The organism is Streptomyces boetiae (assembly GCF_031845405.1).
In the GTDB taxonomy this organism is placed as follows: Bacteria; Actinomycetota; Actinomycetes; order Streptomycetales; family Streptomycetaceae; genus Streptomyces; species Streptomyces boetiae.
This window is the reverse complement of record NZ_JAVREN010000016.1, coordinates 23,341-43,638: the sequence shown is the minus strand read 5'-3', so window position 1 is coordinate 43,638 and position 20,298 is coordinate 23,341. Positions and strand designations below refer to the sequence as shown.

The 20,298-nt window shown below is 74.4% G+C and carries 17 protein-coding genes; 5 read left to right on the top strand and 12 right to left on the bottom strand.

Annotation, left to right across the window (positions count from 1 at the left end):
- Positions 1 to 33: 33 nt before the first annotated feature.
- The 6 genes from RM780_RS13185 to RM780_RS13160 all read right to left on the bottom strand — a co-directional run bounded on the left by RM780_RS13185 (position 34) and on the right by RM780_RS13160 (position 8,737).
- Positions 34 to 999: an HpcH/HpaI aldolase/citrate lyase family protein gene (locus RM780_RS13185; protein ID WP_311630864.1), complete on the bottom strand. Its 966-nt coding sequence runs from the start codon at positions 997 to 999 to the stop codon at positions 34 to 36.
- Positions 996 to 3,005 (bottom strand): protein meaA, encoded by a 2,010-nt coding sequence (locus RM780_RS13180; RefSeq protein WP_394812955.1) that lies wholly within the window; start codon positions 3,003 to 3,005, stop codon positions 996 to 998. The genes RM780_RS13185 and RM780_RS13180 overlap by 4 nt, the downstream gene beginning before the upstream one ends.
- Positions 3,006 to 3,010: 5 nt before the next feature.
- Entirely contained in the window at positions 3,011 to 4,366 is a 1,356-nt protein-coding gene (gene ccrA, locus RM780_RS13175; RefSeq protein WP_311630862.1) for a crotonyl-CoA carboxylase/reductase, read from the bottom strand.
- A 338-nt stretch (positions 4,367 to 4,704) separates the two neighbouring features.
- On the bottom strand, positions 4,705 to 5,448 hold the full coding sequence (locus RM780_RS13170; RefSeq protein WP_311630861.1) for a TetR family transcriptional regulator: 744 nt from the start codon (positions 5,446 to 5,448) through the stop codon (positions 4,705 to 4,707).
- A 96-nt stretch (positions 5,449 to 5,544) separates the two neighbouring features.
- The gene (locus RM780_RS13165) at positions 5,545 to 7,350 is read right to left on the bottom strand and encodes a 3-hydroxyacyl-CoA dehydrogenase family protein (protein WP_311630860.1); all 1,806 of its coding nucleotides are present in this window, start codon (positions 7,348 to 7,350) and stop codon (positions 5,545 to 5,547) included.
- 577 nt (positions 7,351 to 7,927) lie between these two features.
- Entirely contained in the window at positions 7,928 to 8,737 is an 810-nt protein-coding gene (locus tag RM780_RS13160; RefSeq protein ID WP_311630859.1) for a ScbR family autoregulator-binding transcription factor, read from the bottom strand.
- Between the two features lie 188 nt (positions 8,738 to 8,925).
- Between RM780_RS13160 and RM780_RS13155 the strand changes: the two genes are divergently transcribed.
- The gene (locus RM780_RS13155; protein WP_311630858.1) at positions 8,926 to 9,297 is read left to right on the top strand and encodes a hypothetical protein; all 372 of its coding nucleotides are present in this window, start codon (positions 8,926 to 8,928) and stop codon (positions 9,295 to 9,297) included.
- 173 nt (positions 9,298 to 9,470) lie between these two features.
- On the opposite strand, the gene RM780_RS13150 is transcribed toward RM780_RS13155, so the two are convergent.
- Positions 9,471 to 10,130: an NADPH-dependent FMN reductase gene (locus RM780_RS13150; RefSeq protein ID WP_311630857.1), complete on the bottom strand. Its 660-nt coding sequence runs from the start codon at positions 10,128 to 10,130 to the stop codon at positions 9,471 to 9,473.
- Positions 10,131 to 10,405: 275 nt separating this feature from the next.
- Here RM780_RS13150 and prcB point away from each other — a divergent pair, with 275 nt between their 5' ends.
- The gene (prcB, locus tag RM780_RS13145) at positions 10,406 to 11,272 is read left to right on the top strand and encodes a proteasome subunit beta (protein ID WP_311630856.1); all 867 of its coding nucleotides are present in this window, start codon (positions 10,406 to 10,408) and stop codon (positions 11,270 to 11,272) included.
- Positions 11,269 to 12,060, top strand: coding sequence for an HAD family hydrolase (locus tag RM780_RS13140; RefSeq protein ID WP_311630855.1), 792 nt, complete (start codon positions 11,269 to 11,271; stop codon positions 12,058 to 12,060). The genes prcB and RM780_RS13140 overlap by 4 nt, the downstream gene beginning before the upstream one ends.
- An 86-nt stretch (positions 12,061 to 12,146) precedes the next feature.
- On the opposite strand, the gene RM780_RS13135 is transcribed toward RM780_RS13140, so the two are convergent.
- The 3 genes from RM780_RS13135 to RM780_RS13125 form a co-directional block, all read right to left on the bottom strand.
- Positions 12,147 to 12,392 (bottom strand): hypothetical protein, encoded by a 246-nt coding sequence (locus RM780_RS13135; RefSeq protein ID WP_311630854.1) that lies wholly within the window; start codon positions 12,390 to 12,392, stop codon positions 12,147 to 12,149.
- A 1,157-nt stretch (positions 12,393 to 13,549) separates the two neighbouring features.
- Complete coding sequence (locus RM780_RS13130) at positions 13,550 to 13,912, bottom strand: hypothetical protein (protein WP_311630853.1); 363 nt, start codon at positions 13,910 to 13,912, stop codon at positions 13,550 to 13,552.
- A gap of 800 nt (positions 13,913 to 14,712) precedes the next feature.
- Entirely contained in the window at positions 14,713 to 15,756 is a 1,044-nt protein-coding gene (locus RM780_RS13125) for an Rv2578c family radical SAM protein (RefSeq protein ID WP_311630852.1), read from the bottom strand.
- Positions 15,757 to 15,881: 125 nt separating this feature from the next.
- Here RM780_RS13125 and RM780_RS13120 point away from each other — a divergent pair, with 125 nt between their 5' ends.
- Positions 15,882 to 16,337, top strand: a complete 456-nt coding sequence (locus RM780_RS13120) for an SRPBCC family protein (protein WP_311630851.1) — start codon at positions 15,882 to 15,884, stop codon at positions 16,335 to 16,337.
- A gap of 144 nt (positions 16,338 to 16,481) precedes the next feature.
- On the opposite strand, the gene RM780_RS13115 is transcribed toward RM780_RS13120, so the two are convergent.
- Entirely contained in the window at positions 16,482 to 17,270 is a 789-nt protein-coding gene (locus RM780_RS13115) for an NAD(P)H-dependent oxidoreductase (RefSeq protein WP_311630850.1), read from the bottom strand.
- Between the two features lie 99 nt (positions 17,271 to 17,369).
- Here RM780_RS13115 and RM780_RS13110 point away from each other — a divergent pair, with 99 nt between their 5' ends.
- Entirely contained in the window at positions 17,370 to 18,341 is a 972-nt protein-coding gene (locus tag RM780_RS13110; RefSeq protein ID WP_311630849.1) for a helix-turn-helix transcriptional regulator, read from the top strand.
- Positions 18,342 to 18,351: 10 nt separating this feature from the next.
- Here the strand turns inward: RM780_RS13110 and RM780_RS13105 are convergent, their stop codons facing one another.
- Positions 18,352 to 20,265 carry a DUF5107 domain-containing protein gene (locus tag RM780_RS13105; protein ID WP_311630848.1) on the bottom strand — a complete coding sequence of 638 codons (1,914 nt, stop codon included), beginning with the start codon at positions 20,263 to 20,265 and terminating at the stop codon, positions 18,352 to 18,354.
- Positions 20,266 to 20,298: the final 33 nt, after the last annotated feature.

Sequence of the window (20,298 nt, the reverse complement as noted above, 5' to 3'; positions counted from 1 at the left end):
TTTCCTCCGGAACGGCAGGGGTGGGCGGCGCGGCTACGCCGACGGGGGCTCGAACTTGCTGGTCCGCTGGAGCCCGGCCGCGCGGCCCTTGCCCGCGATCACCAGGGCCATCTTGCGGCTGGCCTCGTCGATCATCTCGTCGCCGAGCATCGCGGAGCCCTTGGCGCCGCCCTCCTTGGAGGTGAAGTACTCGTAGGCGTCCAGGATCAGCTCGGCGTGGTCGTAGTCCTCCTGGCTGGGGGAGAAGACCTCGTTGGAGACCTCCACCTGGCCGGGGTGCAGCACCCACTTGCCGTCGAAGCCCAGCGCGGCGGCGCGCTCGGCCACCGCCCGGTAGCCGTCCACGTTGCGGATCTGGAGGTAGGGGCCGTCGATCGCCTGGAGGTCGTTGGCGCGGGCGGCCATCAGGATGCGCATCAGGATGTAGTGGTAGGCGTCGGCCGGGTAGCCGGGGGGCTGCTCGCCGACGACCAGGGACTTCATGTTGATGGAGGCCATGAAGTCGGCCGGGCCGAAGATGATCGTCTCCAGGCGCGGGGAGGCGGCGGCGATGGCGTCGACGTTCACCAGGCCCTTGGCGTTCTCGATCTGCGCCTCGATGCCGATGCGGCCCACCTCGAAGCCCATGGTGGTCTCGATCTGGGTGAGCAGCAGGTCCAGGGCGACGATCTGCTCGGCGTCCTGCACCTTCGGCAGCATGATGCAGTCGAGGTTGGGGCCGGCGCCCTCCACGACGGTGATCACGTCGCGGTAGGTCCAGTGCGTGGTCCAGTCGTTGACGCGCACCACCCGGGTCTTGCCCGTCCAGTCGCCCTCGTTGAGGAACTGCACCACCGTGTGCCGGGCGCCCTCCTTGGCGATGGGGGCGCAGGCGTCCTCCAGGTCGAGGAAGACCTGGTCGGCGGGCAGGCCCTGGGCCTTCTCCAGGAAGCGCGGGTTGCTGCCCGGCACGGCCAGGCAGGAACGCCGCGCGCGCTGCGCGCGGGTGGTGGTGCTCATGACGGGACCTCCAGGGGATCGAGCTTGTGGGCGGTGCGGATCTCGTTGACGATACGGCCGATGATGTCCGTGATGCCGAAGTCCTTCGGGGTGAAGACCGCGGCGACGCCGGCGGCGCGCAGCTCGGCGGCGTCGGCGGCCGGGATGATGCCGCCGACCACGACCGGGATGTCGCCCGCGCCCGCGGCGCGCAGCCGCTCCAGCACGTCGGGCACCAGCTCGGCGTGGGAGCCGGAGAGGATGGACAGGCCGACGCAGTGCACGTCCTCGGCGACGGCGGCGGAGACGATCTGCTCCGGCGTGAGCCGGATGCCCTGGTAGATCACCTCGAAGCCGGCGTCCCTGGCCCGCACCGCGATCTGCTCGGCGCCGTTGCTGTGGCCGTCCAGGCCGGGCTTGCCGACCAGCAGCCGCAGGCGGCCCGTCCCGAGCTGCTCGGCGGTGGCGGCGGCCGAGCGGCGGACCCCGGCCAGGTGCCCGCCCTCCTCGGCGGCCACGGCCACCGGGGCGCCGCTGACGCCGGTGGGCGCGCGGTACTCGCCGAAGACCTCGCGCAGGGCCCCGGCCCACTCGCCGGTGTTGACGCCCGCGCGGGCGCAGGCGAGGGAGGGGTTCATGAGGTTACCGGTGCCCTCGGCCACCCGCTTCAGCTCGTCGAGGGCGGCGCGGACGGCCGTCTCGTCGCGCTCGGCCCGCCAGCGCTTCAGGGCCTCCACGACGCGGGCCTCGTTCTCCGGGTCCACGGTCATGATCGCCGTGTCCAGGTCGGCGGTCAGCGGGCTGGGCTCGGTGGAGGTGTAGCTGTTGACCCCGACGATCTTCTCCTCGCCGGACTCGATGCGGGCCCGGCGGCGGGCGTGCGAGGCGACCAGCTCGGACTTCAGGTAGCCCGAGGCGACGGCCGCCATGGTGCCGCCCATCTCCTCGATCCGCTTCATCTCCGCCAGCGAGGCCTCGACCAGCTCGCCGGTGCGGGCCTCGATCACGTGGCTGCCGTTGAAGATGTCCTCGTACTCCAGCAGGTCGCTCTCCTCCGCGAGCACCTGCTGGATGCGCAGCGACCACTGCTGGTCCCAGGGCCGGGGCAGGCCCAGCGCCTCGTTCCAGGCGGGGAGCTGGACGGCCCGGGCGCGGGCGTCCCGGGAGAGGGTGACGGCCAGCATCTCCAGCACGATGCGCTGGACGTTGTTCTCGGGCTGGGCCTCGGTCAGCCCCAGGGAGTTGACCTGGACGCCGTAGCGGAAACGCCGCTGCTTGGGGTTGTCGATGCCGTACCGCTCGCGGGTCACCCGGTCCCAGATCTGGGTGAACGCCCGCATTTTGCACATCTCCTCGACGAAGCGGACGCCCGCGTTGACGAAGAAGGAGATGCGGGCCACCACGTCGCCCAGGCGCTCGGGCGCGATCCGGCCCGAGTCGCGGACCGCGTCCAGCACCGTGATGGCGGTGGACATGGCGTAGGCGATCTCCTGGACCGGGGTGGCCCCGGCCTCCTGGAGGTGGTAGCTGCAGATGTTGATCGGGTTCCACTTGGGGATGTGGTTGACCGCGTAGGTGATGGTGTCGGTGATCAGCCGCAGGGAGGGCTCGGGCGGGAAGACGTACGTCCCGCGCGAGAGGTACTCCTTGACGATGTCGTTCTGCGTGGTGCCCTGGAGCAGCGCCGGGTCGGCGCCCTGCTCCTCGGCGGCCGTGCGGTAGAGCGCCAGCAGCCACATGGCCGTGGCGTTGATCGTCATGGAGGTGTTCATGCGGTCCAGGGGGATGTCCTGGAAGAGACGCCGCATGTCCCCGAGGTGGGCCACCGGGACGCCGACCCGGCCGACCTCGCCGCGGGCCAGGATGTGGTCCGGGTCGTAGCCGGTCTGGGTCGGCAGGTCGAACGCCACCGACAGGCCGGTCTGGCCCTTGGCGAGGTTGCGCCGGTACAGCTCGTTGGACGCCTCGGCGGTGGAGTGGCCGGCGTAGGTCCGCATCAGCCAGGGCCGGTCGCGTTTCGCGCCCATGTCGGTCACTCGCCTTCGGGGGTCCGGAAGAGGTTGATGGCGTCGAGGTGCTTGGCCCGCAGCTCGGGGTCGCGCACGCCCAGGCCCTCGCTGGGGGCCAGTGCCAGGACGCCGACCTTGCCCTGGTGGAGGTTGCGGTGGACGTCGAACGTCGCCTGGCCGGTCTGCTCCAGGGTGTACACCTTGGAGAGGGTGGGGTGGATCTTGCCCTTGGCGATGAGGCGGTTGGCCTCGTACGCCTCGCGGTAGTTGGCGAAGTGCGAGCCGATGATGCGCTTGAGGGACATCCACAGGTAGCGGTTGTCGTACTCGTGCCGGTAGCCGGAGGTGGAGGCGCAGGTGACGATGGTGCCGCCCTTGCGGGTGACGTAGACGCTGGCGCCGAAGGTCTCGCGGCCGGGGTGCTCGAAGACGATGTCCACGTCCTCGCCGCCGGTCAGCTCGCGGATGCGCTTGCCGAACCGCTTCCACTCGCGCGGGTCCTGGGTGTTCTCGTCCTTCCAGAACCGGTAGCCCTCGGCGTTGCGGTCGATGATCGCCTCGGCGCCCATCTTCCGGCAGATCTCGGCCTTCTCGGGGGAGGAGACCACGCAGATCGGGGTGGCGCCGCCGGCGAGGGCGAACTGGGTGGCGTAGGAGCCCAGGCCGCCGCTGGCGCCCCAGATGAGGACGTTGTCGCCCTGCTTCATGCCGGCGCCGTTGCGGGAGACGAGCTGCCGGTAGGCGGTGGAGTTCACCAGGCCGGGGGCGGCGGCCTCCTCCCAGGTGAGGTGGCGGGGCTTGGGCATCAGCTGGTTGGTCTTGACCAGGGCTATCTCGGCCAGGCCGCCGAAGTTGGTCTCGAAGCCCCAGATGCGCTGCTCGGGGTCGAGCATGGTGTCGCTGTGGCCGTCGGGGGACTCCAGCTCCACGGACAGGCAGTGCGCGACGACCTCGTCGCCCGGCTTCCAGGCGTTGACGCCCGCGCCGGTGCGCAGGACGACGCCGGCCAGGTCGGAGCCGATGATGTGGTACGGCAGGTCGTGGCGCTTGGTCAGCGGGGAGAGGCGGCCGTAGCGCTCCAGGAAGCCGAAGGTGGAGACCGGCTCGAAGATCGAGGTCCACACCGAGTTGTAGTTGACCGAGCTGGCCATCACGGCGACCAGGGCCTCGCCCGGGCCCAGCTCCGGCACGGGGACCTCGTCCAGGTGCAGGGAGCGGCGCGGGTCCTTGTCCCGGGTGGTGAGGCCTTCGAACATCCCGGCCTCGTCCTTGTGCACGGTCACGGCCCGGTAGGACTCGGGCAGCGGGAGCGCGGCGAAGTCCTCGCGCTTGCTGTCCGAGGAGTCAAGGGCGTTGATGGCGTCGAGGATTTCCTTCATTGGGGGTGCCTCCGAACACAGGGAACGACAAATACAGATCGGCAGGAGCTGCTGAGCCGTCGGTCCGGCGGCGGTACGGAGGGGCCGCGCGGTGGCGCGGCCGTCCTGGTGACGCAAGGCATCCCCGGCGCCCGCAGAATGCGGTGGGACTGCGCCGTGGACACCCTCACGGTATGGCACGCCGTGCCAGCTGACAAGACACTCGGTGCCGAAAATTTCACGCATTTGTCATGGAGACGGACACCTATGAGGTGTCTCACGTTGCCGCCGCGTGACACGGGAGGCTCCGAGCCGGCGGGCGCGGGGGCGGGCGCGCGTCGGGCAGCGGCGGCGGAACGCTAGCGCTGCGGCTGGTGCAGCGCCTCCTCGATCGTGCGCATGACCTCGCTCAGCGGCGCGTCGGTGCGCGCCACCGTCACCAGCACCTCGCCGCGCGGCGAGGCGACGGCGGCCGGGGCCGCGGCGGCGATCGCCGGCAGGGTGCCGAAGGTGCGCCGGACGATGGCGAAGGCGTGGTCCAGCTCGCGTTCCACGTCCCCGTGCCCGTCGGCGCGCAGCCAGCGGCGCAGCACGTGGTTGTGGGCGGTGACCACGGCCCCGGCGGCCACCTCGGCCAGCAGTGGCTGGTCGCCGTTGTGGGAGTGCTCGTCGAACTGGCCCAGCAGGTACCGGGTGAAGAGGCGCTCGTAGCGGGCCACGGAGGCGATCTCCCGCTCCCGCAGGGCCGGGACCTCGCGGGTGAGCTTGTACCGCTGCACCGACACGGCCGGGGAGGCCGCGTACATCCGCATGACCTCCTTGATGCCCCGGCAGACCGTGTCGATCGGGTTCTCGTGGGCGGGGGCGGCGTCCAGGACGGACTCCGCGCGCACCAGCGTGTCGTCGTGGTCCGGGAAGATCGCCTCCTCCTTGGAGCGGAAGTGGCGGAAGAAGGTGCGCCGGGCGACCCCGGCGGCGGCGGCGATCTCGTCCACCGTCGTGGCCTCGTACCCCTTGGTGGCGAACAGCTCCATCGCCGCGGCGGCGAGCTGACGGCGCACCTTCAGGCGCTGGGACGTGGCCTGCGGACGGGTGGAGTTCATGGACCGAACGTACTGCATGCGTCACACATCCCCTGCGCGGGTCAGTTGATCTTCCGTGCCCGCCGGCCCGGCCGGGCCGGCGGGCACGGGCAGGGCTCAACGGCGGGCGTACTCGTGGAAGCCGCGGCCGGTCTTGCGGCCCAGGAGTCCGGCCTCCACCAGCTGCCGCAGCAGCGGCGCGGGCGCGAGCGAGGCGTCGCGGAACTCCCGGTGCAGGACGTCCTCGATGGCCAGCGAGACGTCGAGGCCGACCACGTCCAGGAGCTCGAAGGGCCCCATGGGGTAGCCGCCGCCGAGCTTCATGGCCGTGTCGATGGCCTCCGGCGTGGCGTAGTGCTCCTGCACCATTTTGACCGCGTTGTTCAGGTACGGGAAGAGCAGCGCGTTCACGATGAAGCCCGCGCGGTCGCGGCAGTCCACCGGGTGCTTGCGGATGGTGCGGCACACCGACCGGACGGTGGCGTGCACGTCGTCGGCGGTCAGCACGGTGCGGACCACCTCGACCAGCTTCATCGCCGGGGCCGGGTTGAAGAAGTGCATGCCGATGACGTCCTGCGGGCGCGAGGTGGCGCGGGCGCAGGCGATCACGGGCAGCGAGGAGGTGGTGGTGGCCAGCACCGCGCCCGGCCGCACCAGGCGGTCCAGGGTCGCGAACAGCTCGCGCTTGACCGGCAGTTGCTCGGCCACGGCCTCCACGACCAGGTTGACGTCCGCCAGCTCGTCCAGCGATCCGGCCGGAACGATCCTGGCCAGCGCCGCGTCGCGGTCGCCCGAGGTGAGGCGGCCCTTCTTGACCTGCCGGCCCAGCGAGGCGGCGATCCGGTCGAGGGCGGCCAGCGCCTTCTGCTGCCCGCGGGCGGTGAGGACCACGGGGTAGCCGGCGGCGGCGAAGACCTCCGCGATGCCGGAGGCCATGGTGCCCGAGCCGATCACGCCGACCGCGGCCACCGGGCGCGGCTCGGCCGTCACCTGCTGCTCGTCCGGGGTCAGGTCGTCGGGGACCACCACGGAGCTGTTGGGCCCCTCGTAGGTGTAGAAGCCTCGCCCGGACTTGCGGCCGGTCATCCCGGCCTCGGTGAGCTGGCCCAGCACGGGGGCGGGGGCGTGCAGCCGGTCGCCGGAGCGCTCGTACATCGCCTCCAGCACGGTGCGGGCGGTGTCCACGCCGATGAGGTCCAGGACGGCCAGGGGGCCCATGGGCAGCCCGCAGCCCAGGCGCATCGCCGCGTCGATGTCCTCGCGGGTGGCGTACTGCGCCTCCCACATCGCGGCGGCCTGGTTGAGGTAGCCGAACAGCAGGCCGTCGGCGACCAGTCCGGCCCGGTCGCCGGCCGGCAGCGGCTCCTTGCCCAGGTCGCGGGCGAGCGCGGTGACCTGCGCGACGGCCTCGGGGGAGGTGAGCACCGAGGAGCCGACCTCGGCCAGCTTCATCACCGGCACGGGGTGGAAGAAGTGCAGGCCCAGCACGCGCTCGGGGTGCGCGGTCTCGGCGGCGAGCTTGGTCACCGGCAGGGCGTTGGTGCCCGTGGCGAGGATGGCGGTCGGCTTGACGATGTCGTCGAGCGCGGTGAAGACGGCGAGCTTGAGCGCGTAGTCCTCGGGGACCACCTCGATGACCAGGTCGGCCTGGGCGGCCGTGCGCAGGTCGGCGGAGACGCGGACGCGGCTGAGGATGTCCGCCTGCTGCTGCGCGGTCAGGCGCTGCTTGGCGACGGACCTGGCGACCGCGGCCTCGATGGCCGACAGGGAGCGCTGGGCTATCTCTTCGCTGACGTCGATGCCGATGACCTCTCGCCCCGAGCGGGCGAGGACCTCGGCGATGCCGGTGCCCATGGTGCCGAGGCCGACGACGGCGACGGTGGGCAGGACGGGGAAGGCTGCGGGCGCGGCGGACTGATCCATCACGGACTCCATGAGGGTGACGACGATGTCGACTCTTCGCGTCGACTTCAGCCTCGGCCGGCCCTGTCCCGGGGCCTGCCGTATCGGTGTCGTACGGGGAATGCCGGACCGACGGCATTCCGACGGCTGCGTCACCAAACCGCCTGAGCGGGGTACCGCTCTGATGAGCAGGCTAACTCGGCGGTAACTAGCGCGCCAGACCCTGGGCATCGCCTTTTCGTATGTCGCCTGTCACACGGGGAGCGCCGTCCCGGTGGGGCCCTCGCGCCGCGGGTCCCGCTCCGGCGGCGCACGTCACGCGGGTGAACGGACCGCCCGCCCGGATTGCCCGGCGCCCGGCGGGCGGGGGCCACGGTACTCCCGGCGGGCCCCCCGGGCCCGCTCTTCTGAGCGGAATGGTCCCGGGCGCGCCCGGACCCGCCGGGCGGGGCGGGGCCCGGGAGGGCCCGCTCAGATGAGCGGGCCCGGTGCGTGGCCAGGAGTGCCCCCCGTGCGAGCGCGCCCGAGGGCTGCTCAACGCCAGGGGCCGGGGCCGGCGTCCGGCTCAGCCGGCGGGGGCCGACGCGCGCGGGGCGGCTCAGCCGGCGCGGGCCGGGGTGCGCTGCGCCGGGACCAGGGAAGGGAGAGCGTTCCCCGCGGGGGCCGCGACGCCCGCGACAGCGGCCTCCTCGGCCGGGCCGGGGGGCGTGGCGCCCCGGACGTCCTCGTCCGCGGGCGGGGCCGCGGGGTCCGTGCCGGGTGCGGTCTCGCGCGCCGCGCGGCTCGCCTCCGCGACGAGGCGGGCGCGGGCGGGGGAGAGGTCGAGGTTGACCAGGACGGCGGGGACGGCGACGGCGACCATCACGTGGTGCAGGAAGACCGAGAGCCGCTGCGGCAGGTCGCGGTAGTCGCTCATCGCCTGCGACATCATCTGGAGCCCGGCGAAGGAGCCGACGCACAGCTCGGCCACCTCGGCCGGGTTCACGTGCGGCATCAGCTCACCCTGGAGCCGGGCGGCCTCCAGCAGCGCGAGGTTGTGCTCGCTCCACGCGCGGAACGGCCCGCGCCGGTCGAGGTCCCTGGCCTGCTGGTCCAGCGTCAGCCGCACGCTTGCCCGCACCAGCGCGTCCGTGCGCAGCCGCTCGGTCAGCAGCATCCCGGTGTCGATCATCTCCTGGAGCCTGAACGGCTGCTGAGGGACCGTCAGGTCTTTGCGCTGCTCCAGCAGGATGTTGCGGGCCAGCTCCTCCTTGGAGGGGAAGTGGAAGTACAGCGCGCCCTTGGTGACGCCCGCGGCCCGCAGGATCTCCGTGATGGTCGCGCCCTGGTACCCCTCGCGCTCGAAGACGAGCGCCGCCGCCTCCAGAATCCTGCGGCGGGTGCGGATCGCCCGCTCCTGCTTCGCCACCGTGCCTCCCCCCGTGCGTGCGCGGCCCCCGAGGAAACCGCCGCGCCCGTATCGTAGCGCCGCCCGGGCGACGAGCGCCGGGACCCGGGGCGCGGGTCCCGGCGCCGGGGCGGGCCGTTCGGTCCGCCGGGTTCGCCACGGCGGCGGCCCGCTCGCGGGCCGGCCCGCCGCCCCCGGCGTTCGCGGAGGTGGCGTCGCCCCGGGCTCCCGCCCCCGGCCGGCGGCGGGAGACCAGCAGCGCCGGGAGCAGGGCCAGCGCCAGCAGCGCCACGGGCCAGGCGTACGTCCCGGCGAAGGCGTCCGCCACCCGCGAGGCCGGGAGCGCCGCGGCGGCCTCGGCCGGGCCGCCCTCTCCCGCCAGCCGCCGGGCGAGGACCAGCGAGACCAGGGCGGTGCCGACCGAGGTGGCGATCTGGGAGTTGATGTTCAACGCCGTGGAGCCGGCCGGGACCTCTTCCGGCGGCAGCTCACGGGTGGCGGCCGTCATCGCCGGCATCAGCGTCGTGCCCACGCCCAGGCCCATCACGAACGGGATGACGGCGGCCAGGGCCGGGGTGTAGCCGGTGATCACCCACTGGAGGGTGGACAGGGGCGCGTCGAGGTCCCGGGAGAGCGTGCTGAGGGCCACGTGGACCACCGTCACGTCCAGGACCACCATGATCATGCCCAGGACGACCACGGTCAGGAGGGGAGCGTTGCCCCCGCGGGGAGTGTCGGACGCGGCGCTTCCCCCTCAGGCGCCGTAGGGGCGGTCGGCGCGGGCCTCGCGCAGGGCGTGGGCCCACCAGGAGAGCTGGTTCAGCAGCGCGGTGGCCGCGTCGTTGGGCCCCTTGGGGTCCACCGGGCGGCCCTCCCGGTCGAAGCGCTCCCAGGCCATGTGGAAGCTGACGGTGTCCCGGATGGTGACGGTGTGCAGCTCGGCGAAGATGTGCCGCAGGTGCTCCACGGCGCGCAGGCCGCCGGAGATGCCGCCGTAGGAGACGAAGCCGACGGGCTTGGCGTGCCACTCCACGTTGTGCCAGTCGATAAGGTTCTTCAGCGAGGCGGGGATGGAGTGGTTGTACTCGGGGGTGACGACGACGAACGCCTCGGCCTGGGCGAGTTGGGCGGCCACGGAGGCGCGGGGCGTCGCGCCGCCGGGCCCGCCGGGCTCGTCCGCCTCCCCGGCCCCCGGGCCGAAGCCGACCGGGAGGGGGTGTTCGGCGGTGTCGATCAGCCGCACGTCCAGGCCGCCGTGCTCGCGGGCCCGTCCGGCGAACCACTCCGCGACGACCGGGCCGAAGCGGCCGTCGCGGACGCTGCCGAGGATGACGGCCAGGCGCAGGGGGCGGGCGGGCCCGGCGGCCGGGGCGGGCGCGGGGGCCTGGACGGACGCCTGGGTCTGAGCGGACATGGCGGAACCTCCGGTTCGGGGTGGCGCCGCACCCGGTGTGCGGCGACGGGGACCAGCGTTCAACTTCAAGCGAGGTTGAGGTCAAGTCCCGCCCGCCGGGCCTTCCCGGCGCGCCCTCCGGCGCACCGCCCCGCCTGCGTTCCGCCTGCGTCCGGCGTGCCTCCCGCCCCGGCGGGAAAAGATCACTCCGCCGGACTCCGTCCCTGACCCGCGGCGCCCCGTGCGCCTACGATGGGCCGCAGCCCGCCACGCGCCACGGCACGAAGGGGAGCCTCATGTCTGCCGAGTCCGCCGCCTCCGCCGGCACCTCCGGCTGGAGCAGCCTGCCAGCGGGGTTCCTGGCCCCCGGGCCGCCCTCGATCCTCGACTTCCTCGCGCGGCACATCCCGGACGCGCTGCCCTCCCGCGAGCACACGCCCGCCGCCAAGGGCGCCGCCGCGGCCGTTCCGCACGGCACCACGATCGTCGCCGCCACCTACGCCGACGGCGTCCTGATGGCTGGGGACCGCCGCATCACCATGGGCAACCTCATCGCCAACCGCGACGCCGAGAAGGTCTTCGCCGCCGACGAGCACACGGCGCTCGGCATCTCCGGCACGGTCGGCTTCGCCGCGGAGATGGTGCGGCTCTTCCGGCTGGAGCTGGAGCACTACGAGAAGGTCGAGACCGTCCCGCTCTCCCTCCCCGGCAAGGTCAACCGCCTCACCCGCATGATCCGCGAGCACCTGCCGCTGGCCATGCAGGGCCTGGGCGTCATCCCCCTCTTCGCGGGCTGGGACACCGCCGCGGGCCGCGGCCGGATCTTCTCCTTCGACATCACCGGCGCGCACCACGAGGAGCACGGCTTCGCCGCCACCGGCTCCGGTTCGCCCTTCGCCCACGCCGCCCTCAAGAAGCTCCACCGGCCCGGCCTCGGCGCCCGGGAGGCCACGGCCGCCGCGATCCAGGCCCTCTACGACGCCGCCGACGACGACTCCGCCACCGGCGGCCCCGACCCCGTGCGGCGCACCTGGCCGCTGATCGTCCTGATCACCGCCGAGGGCCTGGTCCGGCTCACCGACGAGGAGGCCGCGGAGGCGTCCCGCGCGGTCCTCGCCCAGCGCGGCGAACGGCCGGACGGGCCGGGCGCGGGCCCGCTGTGAGCGCGCCGGGCGGCCCGGCCGCCGCCGGGGGCGCGGCGGGGATCGCCGCGGTGCTGTGGGACATCGACGACACGCTCTTCGACTACTCGGGCACCGACCGGGCCGCCGCGCTGCGCCACTTCGGGGCCGAGGGCCTGCTGGGCCGCTTCCCGACCGCCGAGCACGCCGTGGAGCGCTGGCGCGAGCTGATGGAGTTCCACTACGCCCGCTACCTCACGGGCGAGCTGACCTTCGAGGAGCAACGCCGGGCGCGGGCGCGGGCGTTCCTCCTGGAGGCGGGGGCCGCCCCGGCCGGCGCGGCTTCGGACGACGGCCCGCCGCGGCCGTTGACCGACGCCGAGGCGGACGCCTGGTTCGAGCGCTACGGCGCCCACCGCCGCGTCGAGTCCGGCCTCTTCCCCGACGTGCTGCCCGCGCTGGCCGCCCTCACCCCCGGCTACCGGCACGGCCTGCTCTCCAACTCCGACACGGACCACCAGGAGGGCACCCTTCGCTCGCTGGGCATCCGCGACCGCTTCGAGGTGCTGCTGTGCTCCTCGCAGCTGGGCCACGCCAAGCCCGCGCCCGAGGCGTTCCTCGCCGCGTGCGAGGCCCTGGGCCTGCCGCCGGGCTCGGTCGCCTACGTCGGCGACCGCCCCGACGTGGACGCCGCGGCGGCCGACGCGGCCGGCCTCCACGGCATCTGGCTCGACCGCGCCGCCACCCTCCCCCCCCCCCCGGGCGTCCGCCGCATCACGGGCCTGACCGCCCTCCCGGACCTCCTGCGTACCCTGCCCGCCGGCCGCTGAACGTCCCGCCACCGAACGGGACAACGCCCGTAGGCTGCCCTGCACCGGGTCGGCCGACGCTGTGACGCCGGCCGACCCGGCTCGCCTCAGTCCGCGTAGAGAAGGTTTTGCTGCTCTCCGTACACAGCTACCCGGACATCGCTTTCGGCGTTTGTCTCCCACTGACCGAACGACTCGGCGACCAAGCGGGCCGGTTCCGCTTCGGTGTGGTCGGTCGCCAGGAAAGCCAGGCCGGAAGGTGTCGACCAGTCGCCCGCGACCGAGGTGACGTGACCGTCCACGGCCTCGATCTGCTCGGGGGTTCCCTCCAGCCGGACCCGGATGTACCGCATTTTCGAGAAGTACCACGCACCCCTGCGCAACCTGTGACCGAGGACGGGGCGGCCGAACGGGCTGCTACCAGCCCACGGCGTGCTGCCGCGTTGCTGACTTCGCTTGTGATCAACGCGGGTTTCGGTGTCCTTGCGTACTGGCCTTTCATGTTCACACGGGCTTATCTCATCAATTTTCCGCTCGCGGACCTGGGATTCACTTCGCGAGAACCGACCGTCTCAGACGGGCCCCTGCCCTGGTTGCTGCTGATTGCCGTGACCGCGGTACCCGTGGCGGGTCTCTGCTGCCTCGCCAATGCGGCGGTCCTTCGGCTTTCACGCCTGCGGAGGAGCGGCTACCTGGCTTTTTCAGCCGGAGTCCTTCTCGCCGTAGCGGGCCTAACCGCCTGCCTTATATGAAGCCGGGTCGGCAGGTCCCACGACCACGAAGAGAGGAATTTGGAGCAATGTCCCACCATGATTGGCGCGGTCATGGCATTACGCGGCGAACCATCGTCCAGGGCTGCGGGGTGGTCGGCGCCGTTTGGGGGGCTCAGGCAGTGCTGTCCGCAACGGCGACCGCGGCCTCGCGCAGCCGGAGCGCGGTTGGCGGCCGGGGCATGGCAGGCCGCATCGAGCGGTTGCGCGTGGGAAGGCAAAGTCAGAATGGCTGGGAATTAGAGTATGAGGCAGACGCCGGCGGCGGGATCTGGTCCACGCCCGCACTGTTCGGAGAGGTGAAGGCAGCACTCTGGCTGGGGGATGCCACGACGGTACTGGCGCACGTCGTGCGCCGATACCACTATGAGATAGCGCCACTTGAGCCGGGTGATGTCGTCGGCTTCATAAGACCGTCGAATACCATGCGGGCGCACGAGACCAACCACGCATCGGGCACAGCGGTCGATATCCGGCCCGCCTGGTATCCTGCGGACGCCCGCGGCGGCTTGTTCCCGCTCCAACTCACCTCTCTTCGCCGGATCCTGAACGATTGCAGAGGCGTGGTGTCCTGGGGTGGAGACTTTCCTGCCGCTGCCGAGTCCCACTTCCAGATCAATGTGATGCCCGGGGATTCCGTGCTGGCTGACCTCGCCGCACAAATCAGGCGGCAGGCGCGGGAGCCCGGAGTGCGTGCCGGGCCCTTCGTACTTGACGTCACGCATTCCGCGAGGCGGACGTCAGCCACGGGGGAGCTGCCAGCGGGTGAAGAGGAGTTCGCCCAGGGTCGCGGGGCGGGCGCGGCGGGCCGCGTCGCGGTCCTCGGGGTCCAGGGTGGCGAAGTCGACGGCCGTCAGCGGGGTGCCCAGGGCGCGGGCGTCCAGCACGCGCAGGCCGTACCAGCCGAACACCTCGGACCAGGGCGGCGGTTCGCGGAACTCCAGCCGCGCGGCGGCCGGGAAGGGCGGCGGCGCGGTGAAGGCCACCAGCCCGCCGCGCGGCCGGCAGATCACCCGGTGGCGCAGCCCGCGCTTCCGGTCGCCCATCGCGGCGGCGTGAAAGGCGGCCACGCGCGCCGCCTCGGTCAACTCGTAGAAGGTCACGCCCGGAGTGCGCCGGGCGGCCTCGTGACACGCCGTCCGGAACGACCCGAGCACCGACTCGGCCGCCACCGCCGTCACCCCCTCGTCTCGCGAAAAGCGTAGGGCACACGGCCGGTCACGCCCCGTCCGGGGACCCCCTTCGCGCCCGGCGCGCGCGGCGTGCGCTCCCCGCGCTCGCACGCACACCCCAGGCCCGCCCACAACCGCGCGGACTCGGCCGGAATACCTCGGAGTTCACGCGGCGGTATCGCCCCCGGGCGCCGGCGGCCATAGCCTGAACGACGTGGGCGGAGCGAGCGCGTGGGGTGGCGAGTGGTGGCCGCGGATGTGCCCGTGGGGCGGCTGCGCCGCTGCCCCCTGCGGGGCGGCGGGAACGGCGGGCGGGCGGCCCGAGTGGGCGAAGGGCCGCGCCTGCGGGCGCCGCGCCCCGGCCGACCCGCACGCGGAACGCGCCTGCGGCACGCGCCGCGTTCGGCTCGACAGCACGGAACGCGGACCCAGGCGCCGCTGCTGCCGCCGCGACTCGACCTGAGCCGTCGGTGGCGTGTGGCCGCCGCGCGCGGCTGACGCACCGGCAGGGCGGAGCGCGGGCCCCGGCGTGGGGTGCTCCGCCGTGACTCGACGCGAGTCGTCTGCGTGGCGCCCGGGGCAGCGTGAGCCCCCGGCGCGCGGAGCGGCCGGGAAGCTCGGCGCCGCGTGTGCGGGGCGGCGGCGGGCCGCCCGGTGTTCCGGCGCCCGTGTGTGAGGGGCGTGAGCCGGCCCCTGTGCGCCCGCGGGGCGCGCGCAGCGGCGTACGCGCCTCAGAGCAGCGTGAGTTGCGTCGCCCCCGGCGTGGGCCGCGGGGTGTCCTCCGGCGCGTCGAGCGCCTCCGGCGGCCGGCGGTGGGCGCCGGGGCGGGCGGCCGGGCCCATGCCGTACTCGGCGGCCAGTTCGTGCACCTGCCCGGTGATCCGGCGCTGGTACCAGCGGGGCGCGTAGGCGCCCTCCGCGTACAGCGCCCGGTAGCGCCGGACCAGACGCGGGTGGTGCGCGGCCAGCCAGCTCATGAACCACTCCCGCGCGCCGGGCCTCAGATGGAGCGCGAGGGGCGTGACGGAACGGGCGCCCGCCGCCGCGATGGCCCGCACGGTGGCGCGCAACTGCTCGGGGGAGTCGCTGAGGTAGGGGATGACCGGCGCCATCAGGACGCCGCACGGGATGCCGTGGTCGGTCAGCGCCCGCACCACCCCCAGCCGCCGCTCGGGCGCCGGGGCCCCGGGCTCGACGGTGCGCCACAGCGCCGTGTCCACGAAGCCCACGGAGACGGAGATCCCGACCTCGGTGACGGCCGCGGCCTGCCGCAGCAGGTCCAGGTCCCGCAGGATCAGCGTGCCCTTGGTGAGGATCGAGAAGGGGTTGGCGTAGTCGCGCAGCGCCCCGATGACGCCGGGCATCAGGCCGTAGCGCCCCTCCGCCCGCTGGTAGCAGTCGACGTTCGTGCCCATGGCGACGTGCTCGCCGCGCCAGCGCCGGGCGCCCAGCTCGCGGCGCAGCAGCTCGGGGGCGTTGACCTTGACGACGATCTGGGTGTCGAAGCCCGTGCCGGTGTCCAGGTCCAGGTAGCTGTGCGTCTTGCGGGCGAAGCAGTAGACGCAGGCGTGGGTGCAGCCCCGGTACGGGTTGACCGTCCATTCGAACGGCATCCGCGAGGAGCCGGGCACCCGGTTCACGATCGAGCGGGCGCGCACCTCGTGGAAGGTGATGCCGCGGAACTCCGGGGTGTCGAACGTCCGGCTGACGACGTCGGTGCCGAAGAGGGCGGGAGCCGCCGCCGGGGTGCCTTCGCTCAGGTTCGTCCAGCGCATGGTGGTGCCTCCTCGGTGCCGTCGTGCGTTAATAGAACACACGTTCGGAGGAGTCGGTGTCAAGCGCCTCCCCCGGCCCGGTAGCGTGGGCAGCCACGTCAGGCGGGCAGAAGCGGAGGTGCGGGATGGCGCTGGTGGAGGCCGTGGCGCGGCGGGACATCGAGGCCGGAGCGGACGCGGTGTATGCGGCGCTGGCGGACTACCGGGAGACGCACGGGCGGCTGCTGCCCGAGCAGTTCACGGCCTACGAGGTCCGCGAGGGCGGCGAGGGCGCGGGAACGGTGGTCTTCCTGCGGCTCCAGGCCACGTCCAAGCGCGTGCGCGAGTGCCTGCTCGACGTCACCGAGCCCGGCGAGCGCACCCTGGTGGAGACGGACCGGAACTCCACGCTGACCACGACCTGGACCGTGCGGGAGAACGGCGCGGGCGGCGCCCGGGCCGAGGTCCGCACCACCTGGCAGGGTGCGGGCGGCGTGGGCGGGGTGTTCGAGCGGATCTTCGCGCCCCGGGGGCTCGCCGCGATCTACGACCGGCTCCTGGCCAACCTCGCCGCCGAGCTGGAGCCGGCCCGAGGGGCCTGAACGCCCTGACCCAACGGCCGGGGTGAACGCCCGCGGCGAACGCCCCGGGCCAACGCCCGCGGTGCACGCGCGCGGCCGAACGCCCGCCGCGGGCGTTCGGCCACAGGCGTCGCCGCCCCGGCCGTCACGGCCGCCGGCGCGCGGTCAGCGCCTGAGGTGGACGCCGGGACCGGCGTTCTCCGGCAGGGCGAAGTCCTCGCGCAGCTCCAGTTGCCGCGTGTAGTCCCCGTCGCCCAGCCGCCGGTAGGGCAGCGGCTCCTCTCCGAACAGCCCCCGCAGCCGCGCCCGGTAGTCCCCGGCCACGCGCGGGAAGTCCGCCTCGCCCAGCCCCGCCGCGTCGTACACGGCGAACGGCTCCAGCACCTCCATGCCGGTGTAGAAGAACAGCCCGTGCTGGAGCGGGAAGAGCACGTCGTGCAGCGAGCCGTGGATGCCGCGCGCGGAGAACGAGGGCGCGCCCGCGCCGATCGTCACCGACACCAGCGCCCGGCGGCCCGCCAGCCGCCCGTCGCCGTAGTGCGGCCAGCGGCCGGTCGTCCCGTACCCGAACCCGGCCGTGAAGACCCGGTCGATCCAGCCCTTGAGGAGCGCCGGCACCCCGAACCACCACAGCGGGAACTGGAGGATCACCGCGTCCGCCCACAGCAGCTTCTCCTGCTCGGCCGTGACGTCCGCCGTCAGCGCCCCGCCCGCGGTGGCGCGTTCGGAGGCCGCCATCACGTCCAGCCGGTCGGCCGGGTCGTGTGCGGGGAAGTCGTCCGCGTCCACGCCCGCCTTCCACTTCATCGCGTACAGGTCCGAGGTGCGCACCCGGTGGCCCGCCGCGCCCAGCTCGCCGGCGGCGAGGGCCGCCAGCGCGGCGTTCAGGGAGCGGCGCTCGGGGTGGGCGCTCACGATCAGCACGTTCTTGCCGGTGGTGTCTTCAGTGGTCATGGGTCCAGTTGTGCCAGGCCCGCGCGGGCGCGGCCAGAACCCGCCCCGGCCTGCGGACGGGCGGTCCTGGTACTGCCAGGGCCACGCATACTGGAGGCCATGGACCGCGGTGACGGGATGAACGGCCTCAACGGCTCGCAGGGCCTCAATGGCTCGCACGGCGTCGACGGCACGGAAGCCCGGGACGGCGCCGCCCCCTGGGACAACGGCCGGGAACTGGGCGGCTACCTGCGCTCCCGCCGGGCGCGGGTGGCCCCCGAGAGCGCCGGCATCGGCACGCCCGGCGGGCGCCGCCGCCGGGTGCGCGGCCTGCGCCGCGAGGAGCTGGCCCAGCTCGCGGGCATCAGCGTGGACTACTACGTCCGCCTGGAGCAGGGCCGCGCCACCCAGCCCTCCGGGGAGGTGCTCGACGCGCTCGCCCGGGCGTTGCGCCTCGGCGAGACCGAGCGGGAGCACCTGGCCAGGCTGGCGGCGGGCCGCGCCCGGCGCCCGCCCGCCCGCCCCTCGGGCCCGGTCAGGCCGGAGCTGCGGCGGGTGCTGGACGGGATGCCGGGCCTGCCGGCCGTGGTGGTGGACGAGCGGCTGGACGTCCTGGCGTGGAACCGGCTGGGCGGCGAGCTGTACTGCTGCGGAACGGCCGGGGAGGGCGCCGACGCGGGGCCTCCCAACCTCGCCCGCTTCCTCTTCCTCGACCCGCGCGCCCCCGAGCGCTACCCCGACCTCGAACTGCGCCGGGGCGAGGCCGTGGCCATGCTCCGCCTCGCCCTCGGCCGCTACCCCGGCGACCCGCCGCTGGAGGGGCTGGTGGCCGGACTCACCGCCCACAGCGAGGAGTTCCGCCGGATCTGGGCGGCCGGGGACGTGCTGCGCTGCGGCTCGGGCAGCAAGCGCTTCCGCCACCCGGAGGCCGGCGTCCTGGAGCTGGACTACGAAACGCTGCACCTCCCGCCGCTGGAGGGCCGGGTCGCCCAGCAGGTGTACGTCTTCAGCGCCCCCGAGGGCAGCCCGGCCGAGGAGGCCCTGCGCCTGCTGGCCGAGCGCACCGCGGCCCTCGACCCCTGCGGAGCGTGACCCCGGCGGCTCAGGCCGGGGCCGGGCCGAAGTCGTAGCGTTCCGGCAGGGGTTGCTCGCTCAGGCGGGACCAGGTCTCGGCCAGGGCCGTGTCGCCGGGGCGGGCGTCGGGCAGCTCGATGCCCTCCTCGAGCAGCGCGCGGGCCGCCGCCGCGTCGCCCGCGGCGAGGAGGACGCGGGCGTGCAGCAGCCGCATCCGCCCGGAGGCGCGTACGGACCCGGGGAGCCGGCCGTGCAGGGCCTCGGCGTCCCGGGGCCGCCCGGCGGCCAGCAGCGCGGGGATGGCCTCGCGGGCCAGGGCGGCCAGCGCGGGCAGCGGCGTCCCCGGGGTGTCCAGCGCCAGCAGCGTCGCGTCCAGGGCGTGGGCGGCGGCGTGCCCGGGGTGCCCGTCGGCAGCCTCGGCCACGGCCAGGCAGCGCAGCGCCCACGGGCCGCGCGTGGCGGCCAGGGACCGCTCCCAGCTCCGGCGCGCCTGGGCCAGGTCCCCGGCGTGCCACTGGGCGACGCCGAGGTGGTAGTCGGTGAGGGGGCCGCCGGGGGCGATCTCCAGGCGTTCGCGCCAGGCGGGGGCGACGAGGCTGGGGCCGGGCGGCTGGGCGGGGACCCGGTCGCGCGGCGCCTCGGGGAAGCGGCCGGTGGTCAGCAGGGCCAGCCAGGGCGCCTGCTCGGGGCCGAGCCCGGCCGGGTCGAAGGGCGTGCCGGGCAGTTCCCTCCCGCCGCGCGCGGCGGTCTCCAGCGCGCCCCAGCCGCTGCCGGCGTGCAGCGGCTCCTTCGGGTCGTGGTCGGCGCAGCGCAGCCAGGCCTCGTGCGCGGCCTCCAGGGCGGCGGGCGGCAGGGCGGCGGCCAGGCGCGCGGCGGCGTGGTCGCGGGCGCGGCCCCAGTCCCCGGCGTGGACGAAGGACGGGTCGGCCTCCAGGGGCCCGAACGCCTCGACCCAGGCCGCCTCCTCGCCGGGGCCCAGCGGCAGGTGCTCGCGGGCGGTGCGCGTCAGGCCGGCGCGGAGCACGGCGTGACCGGGGGCGTTCCCCTCGCCGGTCAGCCAGCGCTGCCAGCGGCGCCCGGCGGGCCCGGAGCCCCAGGCGGTCAGGGCGCGCCCGCGCAGGGCGGCGGTGGAGGCGTGGGCCAGGCCGGTGCCGTCGGCGTTCAGGGCGGCGATCCACGGCCTGGCGCCGTCCGGCAGCGCGAACGGGTGCTCCCCGGCGGCCTGTTCGCGCCCGGGGTACCCCTGCCCCGCGCCCGGGGGCGCCCCGGCGGGGGCCAGGACGCGGGTGCCGGCGTGCTCGGGGACGGCGATCGCGGTCCACCAGGAGAGGGGGGCGGGGGCGGGCGTCCGGTGCGGGTTGCGGACGCGGATGCCGGCGTGGAGGAAGTCCGAGCCGTCCGGAAGCCACAGGTCGACCTGGAAGGGGGTGTCCCGCAGCCGCTCCCACTCCCACAGCCGCAGCATCGGCCCGCCGCCGGGGCCGGGAACGACGGCGGCGTGCACGGGGGCCCAGTCCAGCGCGCCGCGCCCGCCGGAGCCGGGGTGCCAGGAGATGCCGCCGGCCAGCCCGGCGCCGTTGAGGGCCAGGGCGGCGGGGCGCAGCACGGGGTTGGTCCACAGCAGCTCGCGGCCGGTGGGCTTGTGGCGCAGGGAGTGGATGCGGGCGCCGAGGCCGGGCAGGACGGTGACGCGCAGCCGGTCGTTCTCCAGCACCAGCGCGGGGACCTCGGCGCGGGCCAGGCGGCGGCCGTAGCCGTCGAGGAGGCGCGCGGGCAGCGCGCCGGAGGGCGGGAGCGGGCGGGCGCGGCGGGCCATCCGGCGGGCCGCGTGCGGCAGGGGCGGGCGCGGCTCCAGCGGCGGGAGGGGTTTCTCCGGACCGAGCGGCGCGGCGGGCAGGGACAGGGTGCTGCGGCGTATCGTGGTCGCGCTGGGTGCTGCCATCGCTGCCTCCGCTTCCTCGCGGCTTCCGTGCGG

Excerpts from the sequence above, each read along its gene's own strand:
- RM780_RS13185 (WP_311630864.1), bottom strand. The coding sequence starts at position 999 with ATGAGCACCACCACCCGCGCGCAGCGCGCGCGGCGTTCCTGCCTGGCC.
- RM780_RS13180 (WP_394812955.1), bottom strand. The coding sequence starts at position 3,005 with ATGGGCGCGAAACGCGACCGGCCCTGGCTGATGCGGACCTACGCCGGC.
- ccrA (WP_311630862.1), bottom strand. The coding sequence starts at position 4,366 with ATGAAGGAAATCCTCGACGCCATCAACGCCCTTGACTCCTCGGACAGC.
- RM780_RS13170 (WP_311630861.1), bottom strand. The coding sequence starts at position 5,448 with ATGAACTCCACCCGTCCGCAGGCCACGTCCCAGCGCCTGAAGGTGCGC.
- RM780_RS13165 (WP_311630860.1), bottom strand. The coding sequence starts at position 7,350 with ATGGATCAGTCCGCCGCGCCCGCAGCCTTCCCCGTCCTGCCCACCGTC.
- RM780_RS13150 (WP_311630857.1), bottom strand. The coding sequence starts at position 10,130 with ATGTCCGCTCAGACCCAGGCGTCCGTCCAGGCCCCCGCGCCCGCCCCG.
- prcB (WP_311630856.1), top strand. The coding sequence starts at position 10,406 with ATGTCTGCCGAGTCCGCCGCCTCCGCCGGCACCTCCGGCTGGAGCAGC.
- RM780_RS13135 (WP_311630854.1), bottom strand. The coding sequence starts at position 12,392 with ATGCGGTACATCCGGGTCCGGCTGGAGGGAACCCCCGAGCAGATCGAG.
- RM780_RS13125 (WP_311630852.1), bottom strand. The coding sequence starts at position 15,756 with ATGCGCTGGACGAACCTGAGCGAAGGCACCCCGGCGGCGGCTCCCGCC.
- RM780_RS13120 (WP_311630851.1), top strand. The coding sequence starts at position 15,882 with ATGGCGCTGGTGGAGGCCGTGGCGCGGCGGGACATCGAGGCCGGAGCG.
- RM780_RS13115 (WP_311630850.1), bottom strand. The coding sequence starts at position 17,270 with ATGACCACTGAAGACACCACCGGCAAGAACGTGCTGATCGTGAGCGCC.
- RM780_RS13110 (WP_311630849.1), top strand. The coding sequence starts at position 17,370 with ATGGACCGCGGTGACGGGATGAACGGCCTCAACGGCTCGCAGGGCCTC.
- RM780_RS13105 (WP_311630848.1), bottom strand. The coding sequence starts at position 20,265 with ATGGCAGCACCCAGCGCGACCACGATACGCCGCAGCACCCTGTCCCTG.